Here is a 24,704-nt window from a genome sequence, read left to right on the forward strand (position 1 = left end):
CCGTGGCTGTGGAAGAGACCGACCCCCTCAGCTCAGGGGATGTCCTGCCAGGTGCGCGGGTCCACCTCATGATCCGGATCCCAGGGAATCTCCCACCCGCTCCGGCTGATCAGCCGATCCAGCAGCAGCGCCGTGAAGCCCCAGACCAACACGTCATCAACCACGAACGCCGGGCTGCGGACCACCACTCCGTCACGCCGCAGCGCCGACATCCGGCGGTTCTCCGGAGCCCGCAGCTCATCAAGCGGCAGCTGGAGGATACGCGCCACCTCCCCAGCCTCCGGGACCAGCTCTCCGGTGTCTCCCGCCACCGCGAGCACCGGCGTGACCATGAAGCCGCTCACCGGGATCGGCGCCGGGGGCAACGGACCGAGCAGCTGCAGCCGCGCCGGGTCCAAGGCCACCTCCTCGTGGGCTTCGCGCACCGCCGCAGCAGACTCGTCGGCGTCATCGGCCTCCACCCGACCCCCGGGAAAGGAGATCTGCCCCGGATGCGAGCCCAGATGCGCGGCCCGCTCGGTGAGCAGCACCGAGGGCCCGGCCTGGGCAGAAGGCGCCGAGAACAGTGACAGCACGGCAGCGCGGCGGTCCGTCGGCGCCGACCGCATCCGAGCCGGAACCTGCTGGACGGCGCTGACGATCGGCTCCGAGGCCCACCAGCCGCCGCGTCCGGCGTGATCCGGATGATGCTGCACATAGTCGCCGGCGCTGCGATGCACCGAAGAGAGCACCTGGGCCAGGGCCTCGGCATCAGTAGGCAGCTGACCCGCCGCAGAGCCGGAAGACGGAGGACCTGGCGGCGGGGAATCCGGCGTCGAATACTCAGGCACTGAGGCTGTACCCTTCCTCACGCAGCTGCCGGCGAGTCCATCCCGCGCGCATCTTCTCCAACAGGTCTTCCCGGCCCGGTGCCAGCTCATACTTCAACAGCGCACGCGCACGCTCCGGATCAGTCTCCCCGGCACCATAGGACGGGCACCAGCGCGCGATCGGGCAGGCACCGCAGGCCGGACGTTTGGCGTGGCAGATCCGGCGGCCGTGGAAGATCAGCCGGTGCGAGAGCATCGTCCACTGCTTCGGCTCGAACAGCTCCCCGACCTCACGCTCCACCTTCACCGGATCCTCCTGCTCGGTGAACCCCAGACGACGGGCCAGCCGGCCGAAATGGGTGTCCACTGTCAGCCCCGGACGGCCGAACGCATTGCCGAGCACCACGAAGGCCGTCTTCCGCCCGACACCGGGCAGTCTGACCAGCTCCTCGACAGTGCCGGGAACCTCGCCGTCGTGGTCTTCGGACAGGGCGTGCGAGAGTCCCAGCAGGGACTTCGCTTTGGAGCGGTAGAACCCGGTGGGGCGGATGACCTCGGAGAGTTCGCGCTCATCAGCCACAGCCATCGCGTGGGCGTCGGGCCACCGACGGAACAGCTCCGGTGTGGTCTGGTTGACCCGCACATCGGTGGTCTGGGCGGAGAGGACTGTGGCCACCAGCAGCTCGAAGGGGTTCTCGAAGTCGAGCTCCGCCACGGCATAGGGGTAGGTCTGCCCCAGCACCCGGTCGATCTTGCGCGCCCGGCGGGTGCGCGCCAGTGGCGTCTCCTCGATCATCATGGCCGTCATGGTACCGAGAAGTCCGCGCTGAGCACCGACTGAGCACCGCCGGAGCACTCACGGCTGACTCGCCATCGACTGCGCGAGCGAGATAGTGTGAGCGCAGACACAGGGGCGTCTGCCGCGCCCCGTGGCCGTCGCCCGAGCACCTCGAGGAGGAAACGCATGACCCCGACGCCCGCGTCCGAGAACAAGCTCGACTCCATGATGAAGGAGGACCGGACGTTCCCACCCAGTGAGGAGTTCGCCGCCGACGCCGTGGCCACCGCCGCACGCTACGAGGCCGCCGACGCCGACCGCCTGGGCTACTGGGCGGATCAGGCCCGGCAGGTGCTCAGCTGGGACACCGACTTCAGCGAGACTCTGGACTGGTCCGAGGCGCCGTTCGCCAAGTGGTTCGTCGGAGGCAAGGTCAACGCCGCCTACAACGCAGTGGACCGCCACGTCGAAGCCGGCCACGGGGATCGGGTGGCCATCCACTTCGAAGGTGAACCCGGAGACACCCGCACCCTGACCTACCAGGACATGGCCGATGAGGTCGCCCGCGCGGCCAACGCCTTCGAGTCCCTCGGCGTGACCAAGGGTGACCGTGTGGCCATCTACATGCCCATGATTCCCGAGACCATCGTGACCATGCTCGCCTGCGCCCGGATCGGGGCGATCCACTCGGTGGTCTTCGGCGGCTTCTCCTCCGACGCGCTGCGCTCCCGCATCGACGACGCCGAAGCCAAGCTCGTGGTCACCGCCGACGGCTCCTACCGCCGCGGCAAGCCCTCACCGCTGAAGCCTCAGGTGGACGAGGCCCTCTCCGCACCCGGTCACACAGTGGAGAACGTCGTCGTGGTCCGGCGCAACGGCGAGGACGTCGCCGTCAACGCCATCGACACCTGGTGGCATGACCTGGTGCCCCAGCAGTCCACCGAGCACGCCTACGAGGCCCACGACTCCGAGCACCCGCTGTTCATCCTCTACACCTCCGGCACCACCGGCAAGCCCAAGGGCATCCTGCACACCACCGGCGGCTACCTCACCCAGACCGCAGTCACCCACCGGGACAGCTTCGATCTGAAGCCCGAATCCGATGTGTACTGGTGCACCGCCGACGTCGGCTGGGTCACCGGGCACTCCTACATCGTCTACGGGCCGATGGTGAACGGGGCGACGCAGGTCGTCTACGAGGGCACTCCGGACTCCCCGCACAAGGGCCGGCTCTGGGAGATGGTGCAGCGCTACGGGGTCACCCAGTTCTACACCGCGCCGACGCTGATCCGCACCTGCATGAAGTGGGGCCGCGAGATCCCCGACCAGTACGACCTCTCCAGCCTGCGCGTGCTCGGCACCGTGGGTGAGGCGATCAACCCCGAGGCCTGGATGTGGTACCGGGAGGTCATCGGCGCGAACAACGGGCCGGGCCAGGAGCCTAAGGAGCACCCGGCACCGATCGTCGATACCTGGTGGCAGACCGAGACCGGTGCCCACATGATCGCCCCGCTGCCCGGGGTGACTCACCTGAAGCCGGGCTCGGCGCAGAAGGCGGTGCCGGGGATCGACATCGGTGTGGTCGATGAGATGGGTGAGCGCCTCGGCGACGGCGAGGCCGGTCTGCTAGTCGTGCTCGAGCCGTGGCCGGCCATGCTGCGCGGCATCTGGAAGAACCCGGAGCGCTATCAGGACACGTACTGGTCTCGGTTCGGGAACATGTACTTCGCCGGTGACGGCGCCCGCACCGACGAGGACGGCGACATCTGGCTGATGGGCCGCGTGGACGACGTCATGAACGTCTCCGGCCACCGGCTCTCCACCACGGAGATCGAGTCCTCGCTGGTGGCGCATCCGAAGGTGGCCGAGGCCGCCGTCGTCGGGGCGAAGGACGCCACCACCGGTGAGGCCGTGGTCGCGTTCGTCATCCTCACCGGCGATGCTGAAGGCGCTGACGGCGACGAGGTGGAGCAGGAGCTGCGTGCCCACGTGGGCAAGGACATCGGGGCGATCGCGAAGCCACGCAATGTGCTGGTGGTGCCGGAGCTGCCGAAGACGCGCTCCGGGAAGATCATGCGCCGCCTGCTCAAGGATGTCGCCGAAGGCCGTGAGGCCGGTGACGCCTCCACACTCGCTGACCCGAGCGTGATGCAGCAGATCGCCGAAGACATGCGCGCCAAGCACGGCCAGGCCTGAACCTCACCACCCTCTCCCCTCCCCCACGTGTTGACTCTGGAGTTGGTGCCCTTTTGAGCGCTTTTTCGGCGTGAGAAGGGCACCAACTCCAGAGTCAACGGGGTGGGTGGGGTGTTGGGGATAGGGTGAGGCAGGCAGGAGACCGCGAGCGAGGAGGTGCTGTGGTGGCACAGGCAACCGCACAGACGCAGCAGCGACGACGGGTGCTGGTGGTCAACGGCCCCAACCTCAACCTGCTGGGTACCCGGGAACCCGGCGTCTACGGCTCAGACACCTACGACGACGTCGTCGCCCTGTGCCATGAATCCGGTGCCGAGAAGGGCCTCGACGTCGAGGTCATGCAGTCCAACCATGAGGGTGCGCTCGTAGACGCGATCCAGGCGGCCGCGGGCACCGCGGACGGCATCGTCATCAATCCGGCGGCCTACACCCACACCTCAGTGGCCATCGCCGACGCCCTGCGCGCGGTGGGCCTGCCAGTGGTCGAAGTGCATCTGTCCAATGTGCACAGCCGCGAGGCGTTCCGGCATCACTCCTACGTCTCCGCCCATGCGCTCGCCGTCATCGCCGGGGCCGGGATCCGCGGGTACCGTTACGCGATCGACGTGCTCGCCACTGGCTTCACCGCGGACTGAGCCGGGAACACGGCCACCACAGGCTTCAGGCACATCCCGGCAGCCGGCACTCAGCAGGTGTCCCGCCCTCACGGTGTGTAGCGTCCCTCAGCGCTCCACACACTGCCCCGAGGAGACCGTCTCACCGAAGCCCTCAGGCGCAGTCAGCACCTGCCCAGCCTCCTGGGCGGTCAGCGCGAAGCCCACATCCTCACCCTCCATCGCCTTGGCGAAGACCACCCCGACGACGTCGCCGTCCGGGTCCACCACCGGTCCGCCGGAGTTGCCCTGCCGCACATCAGCGCTGAGCTGGTAGATCTCATGGACCGAAGCCCCGTCTCCGTAGATGTCATTGACCGAGGACTCGCCGCGCGCCTGAACCTCCGCCGGCCCGGCCGAGAACGGTCCACCACCCGGGTAGCCCATCACGAAGGCCGCATCCCCGGCGTCCAGCGGATCGCCCACTGACACCGGAGCAGTGGAGACCTCATCCACGGCCAGCAGCGCCAGGTCACGCTCCGTATCGAAATGCACGATCCGCCCGGTGGCCCGCTCCCCCGAGGGCAGCTCGACCGTCGGGCTCTCCACCCCGGCGACCACATGGGCGTTGGTGACCACCCGCGTGGACGAGATGAGGAAACCGGAGCCGGACTGGGTCTGATCGCACTGCTCGGCCACACCGGTGATCCGGGCGACGGCCTGTGCGGACTCCTCCGCCGCCGCGGTGAGATCATGCTCCGCAGGCGAAGAATCGGTGTGCGGGACCAACGGCTCGGCCAGCTCCGGGATGTCGACCTGCATCACCACCGTGCGCAGCTGCGCGAACCACGCCTCCGCGGGATCGGGCACCGCTGCGCTGATCCCGTCGAGCACCCGGGACTCCTCGGTCTGCTGGTTCAGCGTGGGGCTGCCCAGCGCGCTCACGGAGAAGGACAGCGCGAGGATGACCACGGCGGCCACCGCCGCATTGACCGCGCCGCCGATCAGCGACCCCAGGGTCCGCAGCGCCGGTGAACGGAACAGACGGTGAATCTCTCTGCCGACCGCCGCGCCGACCCCCTGACCGGTGAAGACCAGCACCAGCGCCGCGGCGATCACGGCCAGCATGCGCCACCTCGGATCATCCACCCAGGAAGCCACGATGGGGATCGCGAAGAACGCCGCCGCCGCGCCGATGACGAACCCGGCCAGGCTGCCCACGGTCACCCACAGACCCATCCGCGCACCGGCGACGAAGAAGAGCAGCAGGGTCACCACCAGCACGACGTCAATCACGGGGAAGTCCATCAGCGTCGTCCTCTTCAGGTCATGTGCGGCCCGAGGCGCACGGCGGAGTGGGGATGTTCCAGGATGGCACACTGCTCTTCAGTTGAGCCTCAACGTTTCCTGGTTCACATCTGAGCTGATATTTTCGAGATCAGCGAGTGCCATCGTTCTCGCGGAGAGGATTAACGGTAGACCATGGATCTTGAAGTGCTGCGTCGCGCCCCACTGTTCGCGACTGTCGATGACGATGTCTTCGCCGCGCTGACCGGTGAACTGACGGAGGTGGACCTCTCACGCGGGGCCTCGATCTTCCACGAGGGCGACCAGGGCGACCAGCTCTACTTCATCGTCTCCGGCAAGATCAAGCTGGGCCGCACCACCCCGGACGGCCGTGAGAACCTGCTGGCCGTCCTCGGCCCGGGCGAGATCTTCGGTGAGATGGCACTGTTCAACCCGGCACCGCGCACCGCCACGGCCACCGCCGTCTCCGAGACACGGCTGGCCGGGCTCAAGCACGACAGCCTGCGCCAGGTGATCGCCTCCAGCCCGGAGGTCTCCGTGCAGCTGCTGCAGGCGCTGGCCAAGCGACTGACCCGCACCAACGAGTCCCTGGCGGACCTGGTCTTCTCCGATGTCCCCGGGCGCGTGGCCAAGGCCCTGCTGGACCTGGCCGACCGCTTCGGCCGCCCGGCACCCGACGGCGTACTGGTGGCACACGAGCTCACTCAGGAGGAGCTGGCTCAGCTGGTCGGCGCCTCCCGCGAGACGGTGAACAAGGCCCTGGCCGAGTTCGTTCAGCGCGGCTGGCTGCGCTTGGAGGCCCGCGCCGTGGTCATCCTCGACATCCAGCGGATCCGCCAGCGCTCCCGCTGACGCGCCGCCCTCACCGCTCAGTCACGTGAGGGCGGCGCGTCGGCGTCGCCCTCACGGATCCACGTGGACTCCCGGTACTTCTTCGCGTACCGGTAGCCGCGCATCAGCAAGAAGGCCCGGCGCTTGAGGTGCTTGTCCCCGCGGTACCACAGCGGGTTCATCCACCGTCCAGACCGGATGAGCCGCCGCACATCGGCTGCCACCGTCTCATCGGTGACGTAGCGGCGCAGGATATAGCGCGGCACCACGGTGAAGAGCACCTCACCGTCGACGTAGCTCAATTCCTTCCGCCGCGCATGGACGACGTCGTCGACCAGGTAGCGCGCCAGGTTATGGCCCAGCTGGGTGGCGTAGTAGCTGGAGCGGCCCTGCCGCGTGTTGAACTCCAGCACCTTGTACTCACCGTCGCGGTAGTCCCATTTCAGGTCCGCATTGGCGAAGCCGGTGTAGCCGATCTCCTCGAGGAACCCGACTAGCTGCTCCATCATGGGCCGGTCATGGCGGGACACGATGGCGGTGTAGTTGCCCACAGCCGTGGCGGTGTGCTCCTGCAGAGCCACCTGCCCGAACGTGACGAACTCCGCGCGCCCCGCGGAGTTCAGGTACAGCACCGAGTCCCAGATGGCGGTGTCATCACCGGGGATGAAGTCCTGGATGATGAGCTGGTCCCGGTATCCACCAGCAGCGATACGCTCGACGACGGCGCGGAGCTGCTCATCATCATCGACCCGGTAGACCTTCTCCTGGCCCGGGAACGGGTTCCGGAAGTACTCGATGCCGTTGCTGGGCTTGACGATCACCGGGTACCGCGAGATCTCCACATCCAGCGGATCCCCGGCTCGGTGGAAATGGGTCTCCGGGATCGGCAGCCCGTGCTTCTCGGCCAGCGCATAGAACTGATGCTTGTCCTGCAGAGCGGCGTTGATCTCAGGGCTCGGCACGTTCATCCGGTAGAGGTCCTCGAGCCGGTCGCGGTTCTCCACGATCAGCCGGACGTATTTGTCCGAGGTCCCCACCAGCACCAGCGGCCGGCCCTCATGCGGGATCTCCTCGGCGTAGGCGCGCAGTGCGGCGACCAGCCCATCAGGATCCTCGATGCCGGCGTCATAGCGGATCCGCTCGAAGATCGCACTGTACTGGGTGACCCCCATCGTGTCCCGGCCGAGCAGATACGGACGGATGCCGTACTCCTGATGGAAGCAGACACCGGTGAGGTAGGTGTTGATATCGGTCCCGACGATGACCGGGATGAAGTCAGAACTCATCGTCGGCTCAGCGGACGTGGGCGATCAGGTCGACCTCGACCGGCGCGTTCAGCGGCAGCACCGCCACGCCGACCGCCGAGCGGGCATGCAGCCCGGCCTCGCCGAAGGCCTGCCCCAGCAGCTCCGAGGCACCGTTGAGGACCTTCGGCTGACCGAAGTAACCGGGGTCAGAGGCGACGAACCCGCCGACCTTCACCACCCGGGTGATCCGATCCAAGTCTCCGATGGCGTGCTTGAGCGCGGCCAGGCAGTTCAGGGCGCATCGGCGGGCCAGCTCCACGGCCTGCTCCTCACTCACCTCAGCCCCGACCTTCCCGGTCAGCGGCAGCTCACCGTTGACCAGCGGCAGCTGACCGGCGGTGTAGACGACGCCGTCGGCCTGGACCACCGGCTGGTAGGAGGCCACCGGGGGCACGAGGTCCGGGACGACGAGGCCGAGCTCGGCGAGCCGGGACTCCACTGCGGAGGACGCAGAAGACTGAGGGATCTCAGAGGTCATCGTCGCGCTCCCCTCAGGCCTTGGGACGCTTCAGATAGGCCACCGGGGCGTTGCCGTCGGGGCCCGGGAGCACGGTGACCAGCTCCCAGCCGTCCTCGCCCCACTGGTCGAGGATGGCTTTGGTGTTGTGAATGATGAGCGGGATGGTGGCGTACTCCCACTGGCGCACAGAATCAGTCATGTCCCCACCATAGCCCGGGCCCGGGCGCCTCGGCACAGCCACCGCCGGCTGCTTGACCGGGGCCGGTAAGATGTAGCTCATGGCGTCATCCAAGTCTCCCCTGTTCGACACCGCGACCACTGTCGGAAAGATCATGTCCTTCCTCGGTGTGAGCGCGCTGTGCGGGGTGCTCGCAGCCGGACTGATCTTCCCGTTGGCGGCGACCGGCGGTGCCACCGCGGCGGCCGGCACAGAGATCCTCGAAGAGCTGCCCTCAGAACTGCGGGAGGAGCCGCTGAGCGTCCCCTCCCACGTCTATGACGCCGACGGCAACGAACTGGCGACCTTCTACGCCGAGAACCGTGTCCCGGTGGACATCGAGGACATCTCCGAGAACATGACCGACGCCATCGTCGCCATCGAGGACGAGCGCTTCTACGAGCACGGCGGAGTCGACGCCCGCGGCCTGGGCCGCGCCATCGTGCACAACGTCACCTCGGACAGCGAACAGGGCGCCTCCACGATCACCCAGCAGTACGTGAACAACGTGCTGATCAACGCCGACTTCCTGCGCGGGGAGGACCGGCTGACGATCTCCGGCTCGAAGACCTACGCGGACAAGCTGCGCGAGATGAAGCTCGCCGTGGCCGCGGAGGAGGACATGACCAAGGAGGAGATCCTCGAGGGATACCTCAACATCGTCCTGCTCGGTGGGCGGAACTACGGCGTGGAGGCCGCCGCCCAGTACTACTGGGGCGTCTCCGCCGCTGACCTGAACATCCCCCAGGCCGCGACGCTGGCCGGGATGGTGCAGAACCCCAACGGCTACAACCCGGAGAACAACCCGGAGACCGCCGAGTCCCGCCGCAATGTGGTGCTCGGGGCCATGCTGCGTAATGAATACATCACCCAGGAGGAGCACGACGAGGCCGTCGAAGCTCCGCTGGACCTCGATCTGCACCCCGAATACGCCGGATGTGTGGAGGCCGACTCCGCCCCCTACTTCTGTGACTACGTGCGCCGTGTGATCCTCGCCGATGACACCTTCGGCCCGGATCAGGAGTCCCGCGACCAGCTGCTCAACCGCGGCGGTCTGGAGATCACCACCACGCTGGACCCGGAGCTGCAGAGCGCCGCACAGCAGGAGGTCGAGGACACCATGACCCCGGGCAGCGTCTCCGGAGCTGCCGCCACGCTGGTCACCGTGGAGCCGGGCACCGGCGACATCAAAGCCATGGCCCAGAACACCGAATACTCCCCCGAGGAGGGCGAGGGGAGCACCGAGCTGAACTTCAACGTCGATGCCGCGTTCGGCGGCGGCAACGGCTTCCAGGGAGGCTCCACGCTGAAGCCCTACGTGGCCGCCGCCTGGCTCGAGGCCGGGCACTCGATGTACGAGATCGTCGACGCCGGACGCGACCAGTTCGCCCAGGGCTCGCAGTTCCGTGCCTCCTGCCTGCCCAACGGCGCGGCCACTGTCCTCGATGACGGCGGCTGGTCCATCAACAACGTCATGGACAACTCCAAACGACCGATGACCGCGGACTTCGGTCTCTTCTGGTCGGTGAACACCGCCACGGTGAACATGGCCTATGAGCTGGACCTGTGCGACATCGCCGATCTCACCACCCGGCTGGGTGTCACCCAGGCCGGCGACGGCGCCGAGCTGAACCCGCAGAACCCGTCCTTCGTGCTGGGTTCGGAGAACCTCTCCCCGATGACCCAGGCCAGCGCCTATGCGGCCTTCGCCGCCGACGGCGAGTACTGCCGTCCGCGGGCCATCTCTGAGGTCACCGACGCCAACGGCAACGAGTACGACGTCGCCGGTCCGCAGTGCGAGCAGGCGATGGAAGCTGATTCCGTCGCCCAGCTGAACGAGACGATGACGAACATCGCCGACTACAACGCCCAGGACTCCGGCAGCAGCTTCGACTTCCCCGTCGGCGGGAAGACCGGTACGAACAACGAGCAGTCCTCCACTTGGTTCATCGGATACTCCAAGGGTCTCTCCACGGCCAGCTGGGTGGGCTCCTACGCGGATATGACCAGCCTGAACAACCGGAACATCAACGGCCAGGTGCACGACGAGGTCTATGGCTCCACCATCGCGATGCCGATGTGGGTGGACTATATGAACCAGATCGCCGACGACTACAGCACCGACGATTTCCGCAGCCCGGACAATTCGCCGTTCCAGAACCCCGACTCCACGGACCGCTACATGGGCGGAAACGGGCGCGAAGGCGGCAACACCCCGGATAATGACCAGGCCGATGACGGCAGCGGCGAGGACGACGGCGAAGGCACGCCCGGCGGAGACGCCGACGGCGGCACGCCGTGATGCCTGCACTGCTGCGCCAGGTGGGGACGGCGTCGGCGCTCGGTGCCGGGCTGAGTGCCGCGGTCGGCGTCGGCGTTGGCGCCCTCGCCTATGGCCGGTGGATCGGAGCACGCCGTTTCCGGCTGCAGCATCACGAACTCGAGCTGCTGCCTGCCGGAGCGAGGCCGCTGCGCCTGCTGCACATCTCGGACATCCATTTCGTCCCGGGAGACCGCGGCAAGGCACAGTGGCTGCAGTCCTTGGCGGAGCTTGAGCCGGACCTGGTGATCAACACCGGGGACAACCTCTCCTACCCGGAGTCGGTGCCGCAGGTGCTGGAGGCACTGGCGCCGTTGCGCCGGTTTCCCGGGGTGTTCGTCCCGGGGTCGAACGACTATTTCATCGCGCGGCGGAAGAACCCGTTGGCCTACCTGCTGGGCCCCTCCCGGCTCGCCGCGGATCCGCCGCAGCTGCCCTGGCGGAGTTTCTTCGCCCAGCTCAGCGCCTCGGGTTGGGTGGACCTGACCAACCGTTCTCACCAGATGAGCGTGGGCGGACGGCTGCTGCAGTTCTCCGGGGTGGATGATCCGCATATCGACCGGGACCGTTTCCCCGGGTGGCCGGCAGGCACGGCACGGAGCAACGGGGTGCGGATCGGTGTGGCCCATGCGCCGGTGCGGCGGGTGCTGCAGCGTTTCGCAGAGACCGGGGCCGATCTCATCCTCGCTGGTCACACCCACGGGGGGCAGGTGTGCCTGCCGGGTGAGCGGGCGCTGACCACCAACTGCGATCTGCCCCGCAGGCAGGCCAAGGGAATCTCCACGGTGCGTGCTGGCTCCGGTGCGCGCCCTGCCTCCGGTGCTCAGACCGCACTGCATGTCTCCGGCGGGATCGGCACCGTCGTCCGTGCCCCCTTCCGGCTCAACTGTCCCCCGGAGGCCTGCGTCATCGACCTGCTGCCCCACCACTGAACGGGCCTTCCGACCAGCCTGAACAACCCAGCCCCCACCGAGACGCGCACGAGGAACACCACCATCTCCGCTCACCCGAGATCACAGACCACACCCCGAGCCCGGCAGCAAGACCAGCGGACGCTGCGCCAGGCGCTGGGGCGGCTGGACGTGTATCTGCAGGGGATCCGGCTGCGGTGGACTGCCGGTCTCATCAGCGCGGTGCTCGCCGCCGTCGTCGCCCTGGTCATCCCGCAGGTGCTGCAGCTGCTGGTCGATGAGCTGCTCGATGCCGACGCCGTCACCTCAGCGGTGTGGCTGGCCGGCGGGGTGATGCTGGTGCTCGGACTCGCCCAGGCCGGTCTGATCTATCTGCGCAGATTCTTCATCCTGCCGCCGGCCTCGGGGGCCGAGACCGCGATGCGCAACCGGCTCTTCGATGTGCTGCAGGAGCTCCCGGCTGCGTTCCACGCCGCCTGGGGCGCGGGGCAGCTGCAGTCCCGTGCGGTGAGCGACCTCAACGGCATCCGCCGGTGGTTCGCCTTCGGTTCGGTGATGCTGGTGACCTCGGCGGCCTCGCTGCTCGTCGGCTTCGGTCTGATGCTCTCGCTCTCCCCGCTGCTGACGCTGATCTTCCTCGTCGCCGCAGTGCCGCTGCTGGTCGCCGGGCCGCGGTTCCGCCGCGAGTACATGCGGCTCTCCCGCTCGGCGCAGGATCAGGCCGGTGAGGTCGCCACTGCCGTGGAGGAGGCCGTCCATGGGATCCGGGTGCTCAAGGCCTTCGGCCGGGAGGACCACGCCCTGGGGTCCTTCCTCGGGCAGGCGCAGTCGCTGCGCGGCCGGGAGATCGCCAAGGCGCACACGCTGGCGCGTTTCCAGCTGATCATGATCGGACTGCCGGAACTGGCACTGGGCCTCTGCCTGCTGGTGGGGCTGCACCAGGTGGCCGTCGGCGGCGGGCTCAGTGTGGGGGCGCTGGCGGCGTTCTTCGCCACGGCGGCAGTGCTGAAGGGGCCGCTTGAAGGGCTGGGCATGCTGCTGGGTATGACATTCGTGACCAAGACCGCCATCGACCGGCATATCGACGTCGTCGATCTGACCCCGGAGATCGTCTCCCCGGCGGACCCGCAGACCGCCCCGGAACAGGGCCGGGTGGAGTTCGACGACGTCGTCTTCCGTTTTCCGGAGAGCTCGGAGGAGGCCGCACCGCTGTTCACCGGGCTGAGCCTCACCGTGGAGCCGGGAGAGACGCTGGCGCTGGTCTCGGAGACAGGGGGCGGGACGTCGACGCTGCTGAACCTGGTGCCGCGGCTCTACGACGTCACCTCCGGAGCGGTGCGGGTCGACGGTGTGGACGTGCGCCAGTTCGACCTCGCCGATCTGCGTTCTCGGGTGGCGGTGGCCTTCGAAGATCCCACGCTCTTCTCGGCCTCGGTCCGGGAGAATGTGCTGCTGGGGACCGGCTGGGGCCGTGAGTCCGAGGATCCCCGGCATATCCTCAGGGAGGCAGAGGGTTCAGCGGGGGACCTTCCGGACGATGACGAGACCTCCCGCTACGACACCCTGCTGGCTGAGGCGCTGGGGATCGCCGATGCGGAGTTCGTCGCCGAGCTGCCGCAGGGGGCGGAGACTGCAGTGGGCGAGGAGGGGTTGAGCCTGTCCGGGGGGCAGCGGCAGCGGCTTGCGCTGGCCCGGGCGATCGCGGCGAAACCCTCCGTGCTGCTGCTCGACGATCCGCTCTCGGCCCTGGACGTGCGCACGGAAGAGCGTGTCACTGCACAGCTGCGCGAGGCGCTGGCTGAGACGACCACGTTGCTGGTCGCGCATCGGCCCTCCACGGTGGCGCTGGCCGATCGGGTGGCGATGCTCCACCGGGGGCGCATCGTCGACGTCGGCACCCATGCTGAGCTGCTGGCACGCAGCGAGACCTACCGTGCGGTGATGAGCCCGGAACCCGCGGCCGAGAGCCTGTGGGGAGGTGAGCGGGTATGACGCCGCTGAACAGCGGAGGCACCGATGGCACCGGTGGCGCCGAGGGCCGGGTCCCCGATGCCGAAGACAGGTTCGCGCATCTGCGCGGCACCGCCGGAGAGGACCAGGTCGATCTGGACAAGCCGGAGCGGCAGTTCATCCGGCGGCGGTCCTGGCGGCTGCTCGTCGAGCTCTCCCGCGGGGTGCGGCTGAAGCTGCTCATCACCGCGCTGTGCGTCACCATCGCCCAGGCCGCGCAGGCCGCCACTCCCCTGGTCATCGCCTGGGCCATCGACTGGGGGCTTCCGCGGGCCACCGACGGCGACGCCTCCGGGCTCTGGCTGCCCGGGCTGACCTACATCGTCTGCGCGCTGGCTGCCGGGGTGCTGACCTGGGTGTATACCCGTACCACGGCGGAGGTCTCGCAGCAGATGCTCTACACCCTGCGCCGTCGGGTGTTCCGCAAGACCCAGCGACTGAGCCTGGAGTTCCATGAGGACTACACCTCCGGGCGGGTGATCTCCCGGCAGACCTCGGATCTGGAATCACTGCGCGAGCTCCTCGATCAGGGGGTGAACTCGCTGGTCTCGGGGCTGATGTTCATGTCCTTCACGGCCGCGTCCATCGTCATCCTGGACTGGCGCTCGGGGCTGCTGCTGGTCGTGGCGGCCGTGCCCATCGCGATGGTGGTGCGCTGGTATCAACGCCGTTCCGAGGTCGCCTACCGGCGGACGCGGATCTCCTCGGCACGGATGATCGTGCACTTCGTGGAGACGATGACCGGCATCCGGGCGGTGCAGGCCTTCCGGCGCGAGCATTCGCGTGCGGCCCAGTACCGTCGGCTGACCGAGGACTATCGGCGTGACACCGTGGCCTCGGTGAGCCTGTTCGGGGTGCTGCAGCCGGCGCTGCTGGCCATCGGCAATATCACCATGGTGGCGGTGCTGATCTGGGGTGGCTTCCGGGTGCTGGACGGCGCGCTGGAGGTCGGTGTGCTGGTGGCGCTGGTGCTGGCGACCCGTCGAGTGTTCCAGCCGCTGGAGATGATGGCCATGTTCTACAACGCGCTGCAATCGGCCACCGCCGCGCTGGAGAAGGTCTCCGGGCTGCTGGAGGAGGAACCCGGCGTGCGCGAGCCGGCCGCGCCGACGCCGCTGCCGCAGAGCACCGGGCGCGTGGATCTCGACGGCGTCACCTTCCGCTACACCCCGGATTCTCCTGAGGTGCTGCACCGCACGGATCTGCATATCCCTTCCGGGCAGACGGTGGCGGTGGTGGGCCGTACCGGGGCGGGGAAATCGACCCTGGTGAAGCTGCTGGCCCGGTTCTATGATGTCACGGACGGGGCCATCCGCCTGGACGGTGTGGACCTGCGCGAGCTCTCCCAGGTGGACCGGAACCGGCATATCGCGATGGTCACCCAGGAGGCGTTCCTGTTCTCCGGCACGATCGCCGAGAACATCGCCCTGGGGCGCCCGGACGCCTCAGCGGAGGATATCGCCGCCGCCGCTCGGGCGGTCGGCGCAGATCGGTTCATCGAAGCTCTGCCCGAGGGCTATGACACCGATGTGAATAAGCGCGGGGGAAGGCTCTCTGCCGGGCAGCGGCAGCTGGTGTCCTTCGCCCGCGCGTTCCTGGCCGATCCCACAGTGCTGATCCTGGACGAGGCCACCTCCTCGCTGGACATGCCCAGCGAGCAGCTGGTCCAGCAGGGGCTGCAGCGACTGCTGGGATCACGGACTGCGCTGATCATCGCCCACCGGCTCTCCACCGTGGCGGTGGCCGACCGGGTCCTGGTGGTCGATGACGGCCGGATCATCGAAGACGGCTCTCCTCAGGAGCTTGCCGCCGGTGAGGGGTACTACGCCCGGCTGCACCGGGCGTGGGAGGAGACGATGCGCGGCTGAGGCTGCCTCCTCGGCCTCTGGCTCAGGGCGGTACCGGGCATCCCGGCCGTCAAGACCGCCTGCGCAGATCACCGCGACGGACCGCCCGTGCAGATCGACCGCTCAAGCTGTCCCCGCAGATCGAGATCCACTTTTCAGTCACCGCCGGGGCCTGAACAGGCCCTACAGACCCCTGCGCGTGACTGAAAAAGCGCCCCCGATTCCCCACCGCGTGCACGGCGATCAGCCTTCACGGACCCTCGGCGGCTTCGACCCTCATCAGAGGCAGGTGATCGCTGAGATCAGCGCGCACGCCCGAGGCTGAGATGTTCCCCGCGGCGAGCGCCTCCTGCCACTGCTGGTGACCCGTGGCCAGGTCCAGCCACACCACCGGAGCCAGCTCCACCACATTCGGTGGGGTCCCTCGAGTATGCGCGGGCCCCTCCACACACTGAGTCACCCCGAACGGTGGCACCCGCACCTCCACAGAATTCCCGGGAGCACGCTCAGCCAGCTCCTCCAATAGGAACCGCACCGCTGTGGCTGTGGTGCGACGGTCAGGCTGGTCAGCCCCGGCCCACGCCTCGACGGCGGCGCGGCCATCAGCAGGGGTGATGCGTCGTCGAGCCATCAGTGCCTCTCCCGTTACCTGGGGTTACAGCCGGTCCAGCAGGTCTTGGGCTAGGCGCAGCGAGCCGACCTGGGCGCCCTCGGCTCCACCGGTGATCGGGTGGACGATCTTCTTCAGCACCGGAGCAAGATCCTCCACATCGATGACCCCACGGGCGGCCAGCAGACTCAGCGCGACGAGGTTTGCCGCGCGGCCCGAGCCGTCGAGGATCTTGACCGCCACGGTGGTGCCGTCCTGGGCACCGAGGAGCAGCACCCCCTCGGCTCCGAGCTTGGCCAGCACACCGAGGTCCTCCATGACGACAGTGTTCGCCTCGCCCCGGCCGTGCACGGCCCAGGCGTAATCGAGCATCGCCTGGTTGACGGTGAAGGCGTGGACCTCGGCGTCGCGGCGGGAGGTGGCCGAGGCGATCTTGGAGAACCCGCGGGCCAAGCCGGTGAGGCTCACCGCGGGAGCAGGGGCGCCGCAGCCGTCGACACCGACGACCTGAGGAGTCTCCTCGCAGTATTCCTCGATGACCTGCAGCACAGTGCGCTGCAGCGGGTGGTGCTGTTCGGCGTAGGTGGCCAGCCGCCAGCCCTGGGTACGGGTCGCGGCGAGGAACGCGGCGTGCTTGCCAGAGCAGTTGAACGCCAGGCGGGTCTTCTCCCTGCCCGCGGCGACGTGCTCGACCATGTCCTTCTCCCGCTGCGGATAGGCCGCCGGACACTTCAGGTAGGAGGGGTCGAGCTTCTCAGCTGCGAGCACCGAGGCGGCGACCTCCTGGTGCCGCGGAGTGCCGATGTGCGAGCCGCAGGCCAATGCCACCGCCTCCGGCGAGATCAGGGCGCCGGCGCGCAGTGACGCGATGGCCTGGAAAGGTTTGAGCGTGGAACGCGGGAAGATCGTCCGTTCCGGCGCACCGAATGCCTCCAGCACGCTGCCATCAGGGGCGACCATGACCATCGAACCGATGTGCCGTGACTCGACCACCCCGGCACGAGTCACCCAGGCCAGCTCCGCAGAGTCCGAGGCGGCGGCAGTGTGCACAGTGTGTCCGGGGCGATCAGCACTCATACCCCCAGTCTATGGGGACTCAGCCCCCTACCGTGGCGATGTCACATCTGCTCAGCACCGACGGGACCGAACACTGGACAGCCGTGGTGGAAAGCGATGGAGACATCATCGGTAGCGCGAAGTGCGATCCACTCAGCTATGGATGTGGTTCGGGCTGTCCCTATAAGTCAGCCCGAACCACATCCATAGCTGAACGCCACCAGCCCACGGAATCCTAGCGATCCGGCACCGAGAAGGTGACGTGAGGTGGCTCCTCGCCCTCAGTCCTCGACCTCGCTCTTGAGGTCCGAGTCATAGAGGCTCTGGAACTCCTCCTCCAGCGCCTCCATCTCCTCTGCCACGTCAACGTCAGAGGTCAGGATGCTGTGCAGAGACTGTGACAGGGTCAGGTCTCCGCCGGGCATGAACACTCGAGCGTTGTCCTGCACCCGTGCATTCCCCAGCTGTTCCACCGCCACCTCGAACTCCGGGGTTTCCTCATAGAGTTCAGACATATCCGCGTCCTGATGCACCGGCATGTAGCCGACCGCCTCCGAGAAGTCGGCGGTGGCCTCGGCGCTGGTCATGAAACCGATGAACATCGCCGCGGCGAGCTGCTCCTCAGGCTCTGACTCTGCCGAGATCGCCATACCGGCCCCACCGGTCGGCGTCTCACCCTCACCAGCCGGACCGCCGGGAAGGTAGCCGACACCGACCTCGAAGTCCGAGGACTCCAGGACCGCGGCAAGCGACCCCGTCGAACCGACCATCTGGCTGGCCGCACCGGAGACGAAGTCGTCGGCCGGGTCACCGGAGGAGACCATCGCCCACTCGTCGGTGGCATCCTGAGCGAACTCCAGAGCCTCCACGGATTCGTCCGAGGAGACCGGAGAGAAGTCCCATTCATCGGACCAGGAACCGCCATAGGCCCACACCAAGTTGGCCATCGTCCACCCGGGATATTCGTCCTCGGCGGGGAAGACGAAGCCGGCGTTCGTCACGTCCTCGTCCATGATCGCCTCACCGTTGGCTGCGACGTCCTCCCAGGTCTCGGGCGCTTCATCGTCGAGCCCGGCCTCGGCGAAGTGGTCCTTGTTGTAGTAGAAGATGGGCGTCGAGCGCGCGTACGGGGCCCCGTAGTGGGCATCCTCGTACTCATAGTCTGCGTAAAGCGCCTCGTGGTAGCCGTCGGTATCGATCTCGGCGGCCTCCAGGGCCCCGTCGACCGGTGCCAGGGAGTCGTTGAGGTAGTTGGGGAACCACGTGGCGTCGGAGAGGATCACCACATCGCCGACGTCACCGCTGCCCTGGGCGGTCTGGAAGCGCTGAGAGACCTCCTCGTAGTTCGCGCCGGCGGTGACGACGTCGACCTCGATCCCGGTCTCCTCGGTGAAGCGTTCGATCAGCTCAGCCTCGATCTCATGCGAATCACCCGGGTGGTTGGTCCAGAAGGTGATCGAGTCCGCGGGCTCGACGTCGTCGAACTCGGCGGCCTCCGTTTCGACCTCCTCCCCGGAGGTGTCCGGGCCGCAGGCCGTGAGCATGAGGACGGCGGCGCTGAGACCGGCGATCGCCGTCATGCCGGCAGTCCGGCGGCGAGTGGGGGCGGAGGTGCGGATGGCGGGTGTCATACCTCGTACTCCTTATCAGGTGGGTGATCAGTGAGGGGTCGGAACTGGGGCAGTCACTTGACCGCGCCCTGGGTCAGCCCGGCGACGATATAGCGCTGCAGCGCGGCGAAGATGATGAGCATCGGCACGATCACCAGCACAGCCCCGGCCATGAGGTTGCCGTACCCGGCGGCCTGGGTCTCTACGGAGTTGAGCATGTTCAGTCCGACGGGAAGGGTCATCTTCGAGGGGCTGTCGATGATGATCAGCGGCCAGAGGAAGTTGTTCCATTCGTTGACCACTGTCACCAGCGCCACTGTGGCGATCGCTGGGGCCGAGACGGGCACGATGATGGTCCACAGTTTGCGCCAGTGGCTGGCACCGTCGATGTCGGCGGCCTCGATGAGCTCCTTGGGCAGCGACTTGAACTGTTGGCGCAGCAGGAAGGTCCCGAACGCGGTCCCCAGGCCGGGCAGGATGATCCCCCAGAGCGTGTCTCGTCCGCCCAACGAGGAGATCGTCAGGTAGTTGGGCAGCATGGAGACCTCCGGGGGCACCATCAGCGCGACCAGGATCCCGATGAAGATGATGTTCGCGCCGGGCACCCGGATGAAGACCAGCGCGTAGGCCGTGGTGATGGCCAGCAGCACTTTGATGAATGACCCGATGCCGGTGACGATGACGCTGTTGCCCAGCACTGTCATCAGCGGCACCGTGGATGCCACATTGGCGTAGCTCTCCGCCGTCGGCTCCTGCGGCAGCAACGTGGGAGAGGTGGTGAGGATCTCCTGCGGGGGCTTGAAGGAGGACAGGACCATCCACAGCAGCGGCAGCACGATGATCAGCAGCGCCAGCAGGATCGGCAGGTAGCCGGTCAGCACCGTGTCTGCCAGGTTCTGTGGGCTGAAGGGTCCCTTCCGGCGTGCACGTGGTGTACCGGTCTGCTGTGCTGCGCTCATGAGTAGTGCACCTTCTTCTCCACGAATCGCATCTGGACGACGGTGATCAGGAACAGCGTGAGGAAGAGCACCACAGCAATGGCCGCAGAGTAGCCGGCGCGCTGATATTGCCCGAAGGACTGCAGGTATATCTCAAAAATGATGGTGTTGGTGCCACTTCCGGTGGGAGTCATGACTCGCAGGATGTCGAAGGCATTCGTCATCGAGAAGATGATGTTCGTGACGAAGAGGAAGAACACTGTCGGTGAGAGAAGCGGGAGGATGATGGAGAAGAATCTCCTGATGCTTCCGGCTTTATCGATCGTGGCGGCTTCCAGAAGATCCTTCGGAATCGACTGGAGTCCTGCGAGGAACACGACGGCGCAATATCCCAGGTTCTTCCAGACGTAGACCAGGATCACCATGACCAGCGACCAGTCCGGGTTGTTGAACCACTGGGGAGAATCGATGCCGAAGCGCCCCAGCGCCAGGCTGAGCACACCGCGCACCGGGTCGAAGATGAAGATCCAGACCAACGCCACACCCACGCCGGAGAGCACATACGGCGAGAAGACCGCGGTACGTGCCACGGTACGTCCGGGGATCTTCTTATTGAGCACCAGCGCGATCAGCAACCCCAGGACCATCGACCCGAGGACTGTGGCTGCGGTGAAGATCAACGTCACGCGCCAGACTTCGAGGCCGTCGTCGGAGGTGAAGAAGTCGAGGTAGTTCTGCGCCCCGATCTGGGTGGCGGTCCGTGATCCCAGGCGCCAGTCCAATGTGGAGTAGTACATATTGGACAGCAGCGGGTAGTAGATGAACGCCAAGATCAGGGCGATATTGGGACCGGCGAAGGCGATGAACAGCGACCATCGACGCGCGGCGGCTCGGCGGGCCGCAGACCGGTTCCGGTTCGGCACCTGCTCCGAAGGCTGGTGGTTTGCCGTGGTCGAGGAACCAGCTAGGGCCGAAGAGTCAGAGGACTCAGTGGGAGATCCGCCCTGCCCGCTGCGGGACTCAGTTGTAGCCCTCGTCATCTCCCACCCCTCACTGATGCCTGTGTTCACGCTCGCCGACGCACTGGCGTCGGGCAGCGTCCGCGACCTCCACAGACAACACCGCCGAAGCATCCGGGATGTGCCCAGCGGGTGAACAGAGTGCGCACTACAGAGAATGATCGAGTAAATGAGCCGTGATTATCCTCACGATGATGAGCTGTTACACAGCCTCTATCTATCCCGACTCACACAAGGAATGTATGGCTGTTATCCAGGTGTTCACCTGAGGATCTCTTTCGGCAAGATGCAACGGAGGTATCTTAGTGGACTGTGCCGCGCCACGGGCGAATCCTCTGCACCGCCGGCGGCCTTTTCCCGCACCCCGCTCCGGAAGGACAGCCGAGTCATGGCTTCTGTGACCTACGACAGTGCAACCCGTGTCTACACCTCAGGAGCACGACCGGCGATCGACGGGCTGCACCTGGAGATCGAAGACGGCGAGTTCCTCGTGCTGGTCGGCCCCTCAGGGTGCGGCAAGTCCACAGCCCTACGCATGCTCGCCGGCCTTGAGGACATCGACGCAGGGCGCATCCTCATCGGCGACCACGACGTCTCGCACCTCTCACCCAAGGAGCGCGACATCGCCATGGTGTTCCAGAACTACGCCCTCTACCCTCATATGTCGGTGGAGGCGAATATGGGTTTTGCGCTGAAGATCGCGGGCACACCGAAAGAGGAACGGCGAGCGCGGGTGCGCGAGGCGGCCAAACTGCTGGATCTTGAGCCGTTCTTGGACCGCAAGCCCAAGGCACTCTCCGGTGGACAGCGCCAGCGCGTGGCGATGGGACGAGCGATCGTGCGCTCTCCGCAGGTGTTCCTGATGGATGAGCCGCTGTCGAACCTCGACGCGAAACTCCGCGTCCAGACCAGGACTCAGATCGCCGCGCTGACTCGTCGGCTTGGGGTGACCACGGTCTATGTCACCCACGATCAGGTCGAGGCCATGACCATGGGGGATCGGGTCTGCGTACTCAAAGACGGTGTCCTGCAGCAGGTGGCCACACCGCGTCGGCTGTACGAGCAGCCGGCCAACCTCTTCGTCGCCGGGTTCATCGGTTCTCCGGCGATGAACCTCTTCCGCGTCCGGCATGACGGCAGCGGGATCTTCCTCGGTGATGAGCGGTTCGATGCGCCGGCCGAAGCGCTGCAGCGGGCCAGCAGCGACGCTGTGGTGCTCGGAGTGCGCCCAGAGGACATCGAGATGACCGACCACGGCCTGGAGATGGAGGTCGAGCTCACCGAGGAGCTCGGTGCTGATGCGCATATCTTCGGCACACCGCAGCACCTCAGCCACGGGCAGGACCTGGTGGTCCGCGTCGGCGGGCGGCGGCCTCCGCAGAAGGGGGATCGGGTCCGGGTCTCTCCGATGATGGAGCACATCCATCTCTTCGACGCCGAGACCGGGCTGCGGCTCAACGGGGAGATCCCCGAGGGGACCCCGCATGCTGCGCTGTCTGACGTCGAGGCGCTGCAGGACGCTGAGGACTGAGCCGATACCGCGAAGTGCGATCCACTCAGCTACGCATATGGTTCGGACTGTCTCATATGGACAGCTCGAACCACATCCATAGCTGAACGCCACCAGCCTGCGGGATCCCGGTAGTCTGACACCGTGAAGGTACTTGTGGTGGGCCCCGGGGGCCGAGAGCACGCTGTGATCCGCGCCCTGCTGCGCGATGAGTCCGTCACCCGCGTCGAAGCGGCCCCAGGCAACGCCGGGATCGCGCGGGAAGTCACCTGCAGGCAGGTCGAGGCGCAGAACCCCAAGTCAGTGGTCGCACTCGTCCGGGAGCAGGGCTATGACCTGGTGGTCATCGGCCCCGAGGCCCCGCTTGCGGCCGGGGTCGCCGACGCCGTGCGCGAGGCCGGGGTGCCCGTCTTCGGCCCCTCCCGCGAGGCCGCGCGCCTGGAGTCCTCCAAGGCATTCGCCAAGGAGGTCATGGAGGCCGCCGGCGTCCCCACGGCGGGCGCAGTCCACGCCGCAGACCCCGAGGCCGCTGCCGCAGCACTGGACCGTTTCGGCGCCCCCTATGTGGTGAAGGATGACGGGCTCGCCGCCGGCAAGGGTGTGGTCGTCACCGCAGATCGCGAGGCCGCCCTCGCCCACGCTCAGGCCTGCTTCGCCGCTGGCGGCACTGTGGTCATCGAGGAGTTCCTCGACGGCCCTGAGGTCTCCCTCTTCGTCCTCGCCGACGGGGAGAACCTGGTCCCGCTGAGCCCGGCTCAGGACTTCAAACGCATCTTCGACGGCGATGAGGGTCCCAACACCGGCGGCATGGGGGCCTACACTCCCCTAGACTGGCTGACCGGCTACACCGAGACCCACGAGGACGGGGTCACCCGCGACTTCACCCAGACCGTGGTGGACCGCGTCGCCGCGCCCGCACTGAGGGAGATGGCCCGCCGCGGCACCCCATTCGTCGGGGTACTGTACTGCGGCCTGGCGGTCACCTCCCGCGGGGTGCGTGTGGTCGAGTTCAACGCTCGCTTCGGGGACCCGGAGACCCAGGCGGTGCTCCAGCGCCTCGCCACGGGGCTGGGGACCCTGCTCTTCGACTGTGCTACCGGGCGCCTGGGAGCGGACCGGCAGCTGGAGTGGTCGCAAGGGTACGCCGTCGACGTGGTGATGGCGGCCAAGGACTATCCCGATTCGCCGCGCAAGGGTGACCTCATCACCGGTCTCGATGCTGCTGAGTCCCTCGACGGCGTCTCCGTGCTCCACGCCGGGACCGCCCTGGCGAATCCGGCCAAAGAGGACGATGAGATCGTCACCGCGGGGGGCCGGGTGCTCGCGGTGGTCGGCACCGGGGCCACCCTGGCGCAGGCCACTGACCGCGCCTATGCGGGGGTGAACCGGATCACCTTCGACGGGGCCCAGCATCGTACCGATATCGCCGCCGCCGCGGTGGCCGGGCGCATCCACGTCGCCGCCCAGCTGCCGGGCTGGGAACACCTGGCTTCGGGGAAGGTGCGTGAGCTCTACCGCCCGGCGCCGGGTTCCGCCTGGGACGGCGACGATGTGGTGCTGATGGTCGCCACGGATCGGATCAGTGCCTACGACCACGTGCTGACCACCCCGATCCCGGATAAGGGACGGGTGCTCACCCAGCTGAGCCTGTGGTGGTTCGAGAAGCTCGCCGCCGCCGGGATCCCCCACCACATCATCTCCACTGAGGTACCGGAGCCGGTGGCCGGGCGCGCCGTCATCTGCCGCAACCTGGAGATGGTGGAGGCCGAATGCATCGCCCGCGGCTATCTGACCGGCTCCGGGCTCGCCGAGTACACCGCACACGGCACAGTGACGGGCATCCGACTGCCCGAGGGGCTGCGCGACGGCTCCCGGCTGGATGAGCCGATCTTCACCCCTTCGTCGAAGGCCGCCCAGGGGGGTCACGATGAGAACATCAGCTTCGCGGAGCTGAGCACCCGGGTGGGGGCCGAGCGGGCGCAGGCGCTGCGCGAGGCCACGCTGCGGGTCTACACCCTGGCGGAGGGGCTCTGCCGTGAGGCGGGGGTGATCCTCGCCGACACCAAACTCGAGTTCGGCCTGGATGCTGAGGGCTCCCTGGTCCTCGCTGATGAAGTCCTGACTCCTGATTCCTCCCGGTTCTGGCCGGCCGAGCAGTGGGAGCCGGGCCGCCCTCAGCCCTCCTTCGACAAGCAGTTCGTCCGTGATTGGCTGACCTCCCCGGAGTCCGGGTGGTCCCGGTCCGCCGACGTCGCCCCTCCCCCGCTGCCTGCCGAAGTCGTGGAGGCCACCCGCGAGCGCTATCTGGATGCCTACCAGCGCCTGACCGGCCGCCGTCTCCCCGCCACGGCCACCGGCGCCACGCAGTAGACTG

Annotated in this window: 20 protein-coding genes; 9 read left to right on the top strand and 11 right to left on the bottom strand. The window is 67.4% G+C overall.

Going from position 1 to position 24,704, the window contains the following annotated elements; genetic code table 11:
- Positions 1–32 precede the first annotated feature (32 nt).
- Together RIL96_RS06690 and nth are read right to left on the bottom strand one after the other, a co-directional pair.
- Entirely contained in the window at positions 33–830 is a 798-nt protein-coding gene (locus RIL96_RS06690) for an NUDIX hydrolase (RefSeq protein WP_310548237.1), read from the bottom strand.
- On the bottom strand, positions 823–1,617 hold the full coding sequence (nth, locus tag RIL96_RS06695) for an endonuclease III (protein ID WP_310548238.1): 795 nt from the start codon (positions 1,615–1,617) through the stop codon (positions 823–825). Before nth ends, RIL96_RS06690 begins: the two co-directional genes overlap by 8 nt.
- 156 nt (positions 1,618–1,773) lie before the next feature.
- Here nth and acs point away from each other — a divergent pair, with 156 nt between their 5' ends.
- Both acs and aroQ read left to right on the top strand, forming a co-directional pair.
- On the top strand, positions 1,774–3,783 hold the full coding sequence (gene acs, locus RIL96_RS06700; RefSeq protein ID WP_374761859.1) for an acetate--CoA ligase: 2,010 nt from the start codon (positions 1,774–1,776) through the stop codon (positions 3,781–3,783).
- Positions 3,784–3,947: 164 nt separating this feature from the next.
- The gene (gene aroQ / locus RIL96_RS06705) at positions 3,948–4,418 is read left to right on the top strand and encodes a type II 3-dehydroquinate dehydratase (protein WP_310548239.1); all 471 of its coding nucleotides are present in this window, start codon (positions 3,948–3,950) and stop codon (positions 4,416–4,418) included.
- Between the two features lie 87 nt (positions 4,419–4,505).
- Here aroQ and RIL96_RS06710 read toward each other — a convergent pair whose 3' ends face one another.
- Positions 4,506–5,684 (bottom strand): MarP family serine protease, encoded by a 1,179-nt coding sequence (locus tag RIL96_RS06710; RefSeq protein WP_310548240.1) that lies wholly within the window; start codon positions 5,682–5,684, stop codon positions 4,506–4,508.
- 174 nt (positions 5,685–5,858) lie between these two features.
- Between RIL96_RS06710 and RIL96_RS06715 the strand changes: the two genes are divergently transcribed.
- A complete protein-coding gene (locus RIL96_RS06715; protein ID WP_310548241.1) occupies positions 5,859–6,536 on the top strand; it encodes a Crp/Fnr family transcriptional regulator in 678 nt (225 codons plus the stop codon).
- Positions 6,537–6,553: 17 nt separating this feature from the next.
- Here the strand turns inward: RIL96_RS06715 and RIL96_RS06720 are convergent, their stop codons facing one another.
- Genes RIL96_RS06720 through sp36 form a run of 3 tightly spaced genes read right to left on the bottom strand, consistent with a single transcriptional unit; the run spans position 6,554 to position 8,481 of the window.
- On the bottom strand, positions 6,554–7,801 hold the full coding sequence (locus RIL96_RS06720) for a carboxylate--amine ligase (protein WP_310548242.1): 1,248 nt from the start codon (positions 7,799–7,801) through the stop codon (positions 6,554–6,556).
- Positions 7,802–7,808: 7 nt separating this feature from the next.
- Entirely contained in the window at positions 7,809–8,300 is a 492-nt protein-coding gene (locus RIL96_RS06725) for a RidA family protein (RefSeq protein ID WP_310548243.1), read from the bottom strand.
- A gap of 13 nt (positions 8,301–8,313) precedes the next feature.
- A complete protein-coding gene (gene sp36, locus RIL96_RS06730) occupies positions 8,314–8,481 on the bottom strand; it encodes a Sp36 family protein (protein WP_310548244.1) in 168 nt (55 codons plus the stop codon).
- Between the two features lie 79 nt (positions 8,482–8,560).
- Between sp36 and RIL96_RS06735 the strand changes: the two genes are divergently transcribed.
- The 4 genes from RIL96_RS06735 to RIL96_RS06750 all read left to right on the top strand — a co-directional run bounded on the left by RIL96_RS06735 (position 8,561) and on the right by RIL96_RS06750 (position 15,608).
- Positions 8,561–10,801 carry a transglycosylase domain-containing protein gene (locus RIL96_RS06735; RefSeq protein WP_310548245.1) on the top strand — a complete coding sequence of 747 codons (2,241 nt, stop codon included), beginning with the start codon at positions 8,561–8,563 and terminating at the stop codon, positions 10,799–10,801.
- Entirely contained in the window at positions 10,801–11,751 is a 951-nt protein-coding gene (locus RIL96_RS06740; RefSeq protein ID WP_310548246.1) for a metallophosphoesterase, read from the top strand. The genes RIL96_RS06735 and RIL96_RS06740 overlap by 1 nt, the downstream gene beginning before the upstream one ends.
- Before the next feature lie 150 nt (positions 11,752–11,901).
- Positions 11,902–13,722, top strand: coding sequence for an ABC transporter ATP-binding protein (locus RIL96_RS06745; protein WP_310548247.1), 1,821 nt, complete (start codon positions 11,902–11,904; stop codon positions 13,720–13,722).
- Positions 13,719–15,608 carry an ABC transporter ATP-binding protein gene (locus tag RIL96_RS06750; protein WP_310548248.1) on the top strand — a complete coding sequence of 630 codons (1,890 nt, stop codon included), beginning with the start codon at positions 13,719–13,721 and terminating at the stop codon, positions 15,606–15,608. Before RIL96_RS06745 ends, RIL96_RS06750 begins: the two co-directional genes overlap by 4 nt.
- 229 nt (positions 15,609–15,837) lie before the next feature.
- On the opposite strand, the gene RIL96_RS06755 is transcribed toward RIL96_RS06750, so the two are convergent.
- From RIL96_RS06755 to RIL96_RS06775, 5 genes are all read right to left on the bottom strand, one after another.
- The gene (locus RIL96_RS06755) at positions 15,838–16,218 is read right to left on the bottom strand and encodes a sterol carrier family protein (RefSeq protein ID WP_310548249.1); all 381 of its coding nucleotides are present in this window, start codon (positions 16,216–16,218) and stop codon (positions 15,838–15,840) included.
- Positions 16,219–16,242: 24 nt separating this feature from the next.
- The gene (locus RIL96_RS06760) at positions 16,243–17,274 is read right to left on the bottom strand and encodes an asparaginase (protein ID WP_310548250.1); all 1,032 of its coding nucleotides are present in this window, start codon (positions 17,272–17,274) and stop codon (positions 16,243–16,245) included.
- Between the two features lie 260 nt (positions 17,275–17,534).
- Complete coding sequence (locus RIL96_RS06765) at positions 17,535–18,884, bottom strand: ABC transporter substrate-binding protein (RefSeq protein WP_310548251.1); 1,350 nt, start codon at positions 18,882–18,884, stop codon at positions 17,535–17,537.
- Between the two features lie 53 nt (positions 18,885–18,937).
- On the bottom strand, positions 18,938–19,822 hold the full coding sequence (locus RIL96_RS06770; protein WP_310548252.1) for a carbohydrate ABC transporter permease: 885 nt from the start codon (positions 19,820–19,822) through the stop codon (positions 18,938–18,940).
- Positions 19,819–20,841 carry a carbohydrate ABC transporter permease gene (locus tag RIL96_RS06775; protein WP_310548253.1) on the bottom strand — a complete coding sequence of 341 codons (1,023 nt, stop codon included), beginning with the start codon at positions 20,839–20,841 and terminating at the stop codon, positions 19,819–19,821. Before RIL96_RS06775 ends, RIL96_RS06770 begins: the two co-directional genes overlap by 4 nt.
- Before the next feature lie 367 nt (positions 20,842–21,208).
- Between RIL96_RS06775 and RIL96_RS06780 the strand changes: the two genes are divergently transcribed.
- Both RIL96_RS06780 and purD read left to right on the top strand, forming a co-directional pair.
- A complete protein-coding gene (locus RIL96_RS06780) occupies positions 21,209–22,351 on the top strand; it encodes an ABC transporter ATP-binding protein (RefSeq protein WP_310548254.1) in 1,143 nt (380 codons plus the stop codon).
- 123 nt (positions 22,352–22,474) lie between these two features.
- Entirely contained in the window at positions 22,475–24,700 is a 2,226-nt protein-coding gene (gene purD, locus RIL96_RS06785; protein ID WP_310548255.1) for a phosphoribosylamine--glycine ligase, read from the top strand.
- Positions 24,701–24,704: the final 4 nt, after the last annotated feature.

The organism is Nesterenkonia aerolata (assembly GCF_031470965.1).
GTDB classification, from domain to species: domain Bacteria; phylum Actinomycetota; class Actinomycetes; order Actinomycetales; family Micrococcaceae; genus Nesterenkonia; species Nesterenkonia aerolata.

What these genes read in the sequence shown, in the direction of transcription:
- acs (WP_374761859.1), top strand. Translation starts at nt 1,774, where the DNA reads ATGACCCCGACGCCCGCGTCCGAGAACAAGCTCGACTCCATGATGAAG.
- RIL96_RS06750 (WP_310548248.1), top strand. Translation starts at nt 13,719, where the DNA reads ATGACGCCGCTGAACAGCGGAGGCACCGATGGCACCGGTGGCGCCGAG.
- nth (WP_310548238.1), bottom strand. Translation starts at nt 1,617, where the DNA reads ATGACGGCCATGATGATCGAGGAGACGCCACTGGCGCGCACCCGCCGG.
- RIL96_RS06735 (WP_310548245.1), top strand. Translation starts at nt 8,561, where the DNA reads ATGGCGTCATCCAAGTCTCCCCTGTTCGACACCGCGACCACTGTCGGA.
- RIL96_RS06740 (WP_310548246.1), top strand. Translation starts at nt 10,801, where the DNA reads ATGCCTGCACTGCTGCGCCAGGTGGGGACGGCGTCGGCGCTCGGTGCC.
- RIL96_RS06765 (WP_310548251.1), bottom strand. Translation starts at nt 18,884, where the DNA reads ATGACACCCGCCATCCGCACCTCCGCCCCCACTCGCCGCCGGACTGCC.
- RIL96_RS06770 (WP_310548252.1), bottom strand. Translation starts at nt 19,822, where the DNA reads ATGAGCGCAGCACAGCAGACCGGTACACCACGTGCACGCCGGAAGGGA.
- sp36 (WP_310548244.1), bottom strand. Translation starts at nt 8,481, where the DNA reads ATGACTGATTCTGTGCGCCAGTGGGAGTACGCCACCATCCCGCTCATC.
- RIL96_RS06755 (WP_310548249.1), bottom strand. Translation starts at nt 16,218, where the DNA reads ATGGCTCGACGACGCATCACCCCTGCTGATGGCCGCGCCGCCGTCGAG.
- RIL96_RS06715 (WP_310548241.1), top strand. Translation starts at nt 5,859, where the DNA reads ATGGATCTTGAAGTGCTGCGTCGCGCCCCACTGTTCGCGACTGTCGAT.
- RIL96_RS06725 (WP_310548243.1), bottom strand. Translation starts at nt 8,300, where the DNA reads ATGACCTCTGAGATCCCTCAGTCTTCTGCGTCCTCCGCAGTGGAGTCC.
- RIL96_RS06780 (WP_310548254.1), top strand. Translation starts at nt 21,209, where the DNA reads ATGGCTTCTGTGACCTACGACAGTGCAACCCGTGTCTACACCTCAGGA.
- RIL96_RS06710 (WP_310548240.1), bottom strand. Translation starts at nt 5,684, where the DNA reads ATGGACTTCCCCGTGATTGACGTCGTGCTGGTGGTGACCCTGCTGCTC.
- RIL96_RS06720 (WP_310548242.1), bottom strand. Translation starts at nt 7,801, where the DNA reads ATGAGTTCTGACTTCATCCCGGTCATCGTCGGGACCGATATCAACACC.
- RIL96_RS06760 (WP_310548250.1), bottom strand. Translation starts at nt 17,274, where the DNA reads ATGAGTGCTGATCGCCCCGGACACACTGTGCACACTGCCGCCGCCTCG.
- RIL96_RS06775 (WP_310548253.1), bottom strand. Translation starts at nt 20,841, where the DNA reads ATGACGAGGGCTACAACTGAGTCCCGCAGCGGGCAGGGCGGATCTCCC.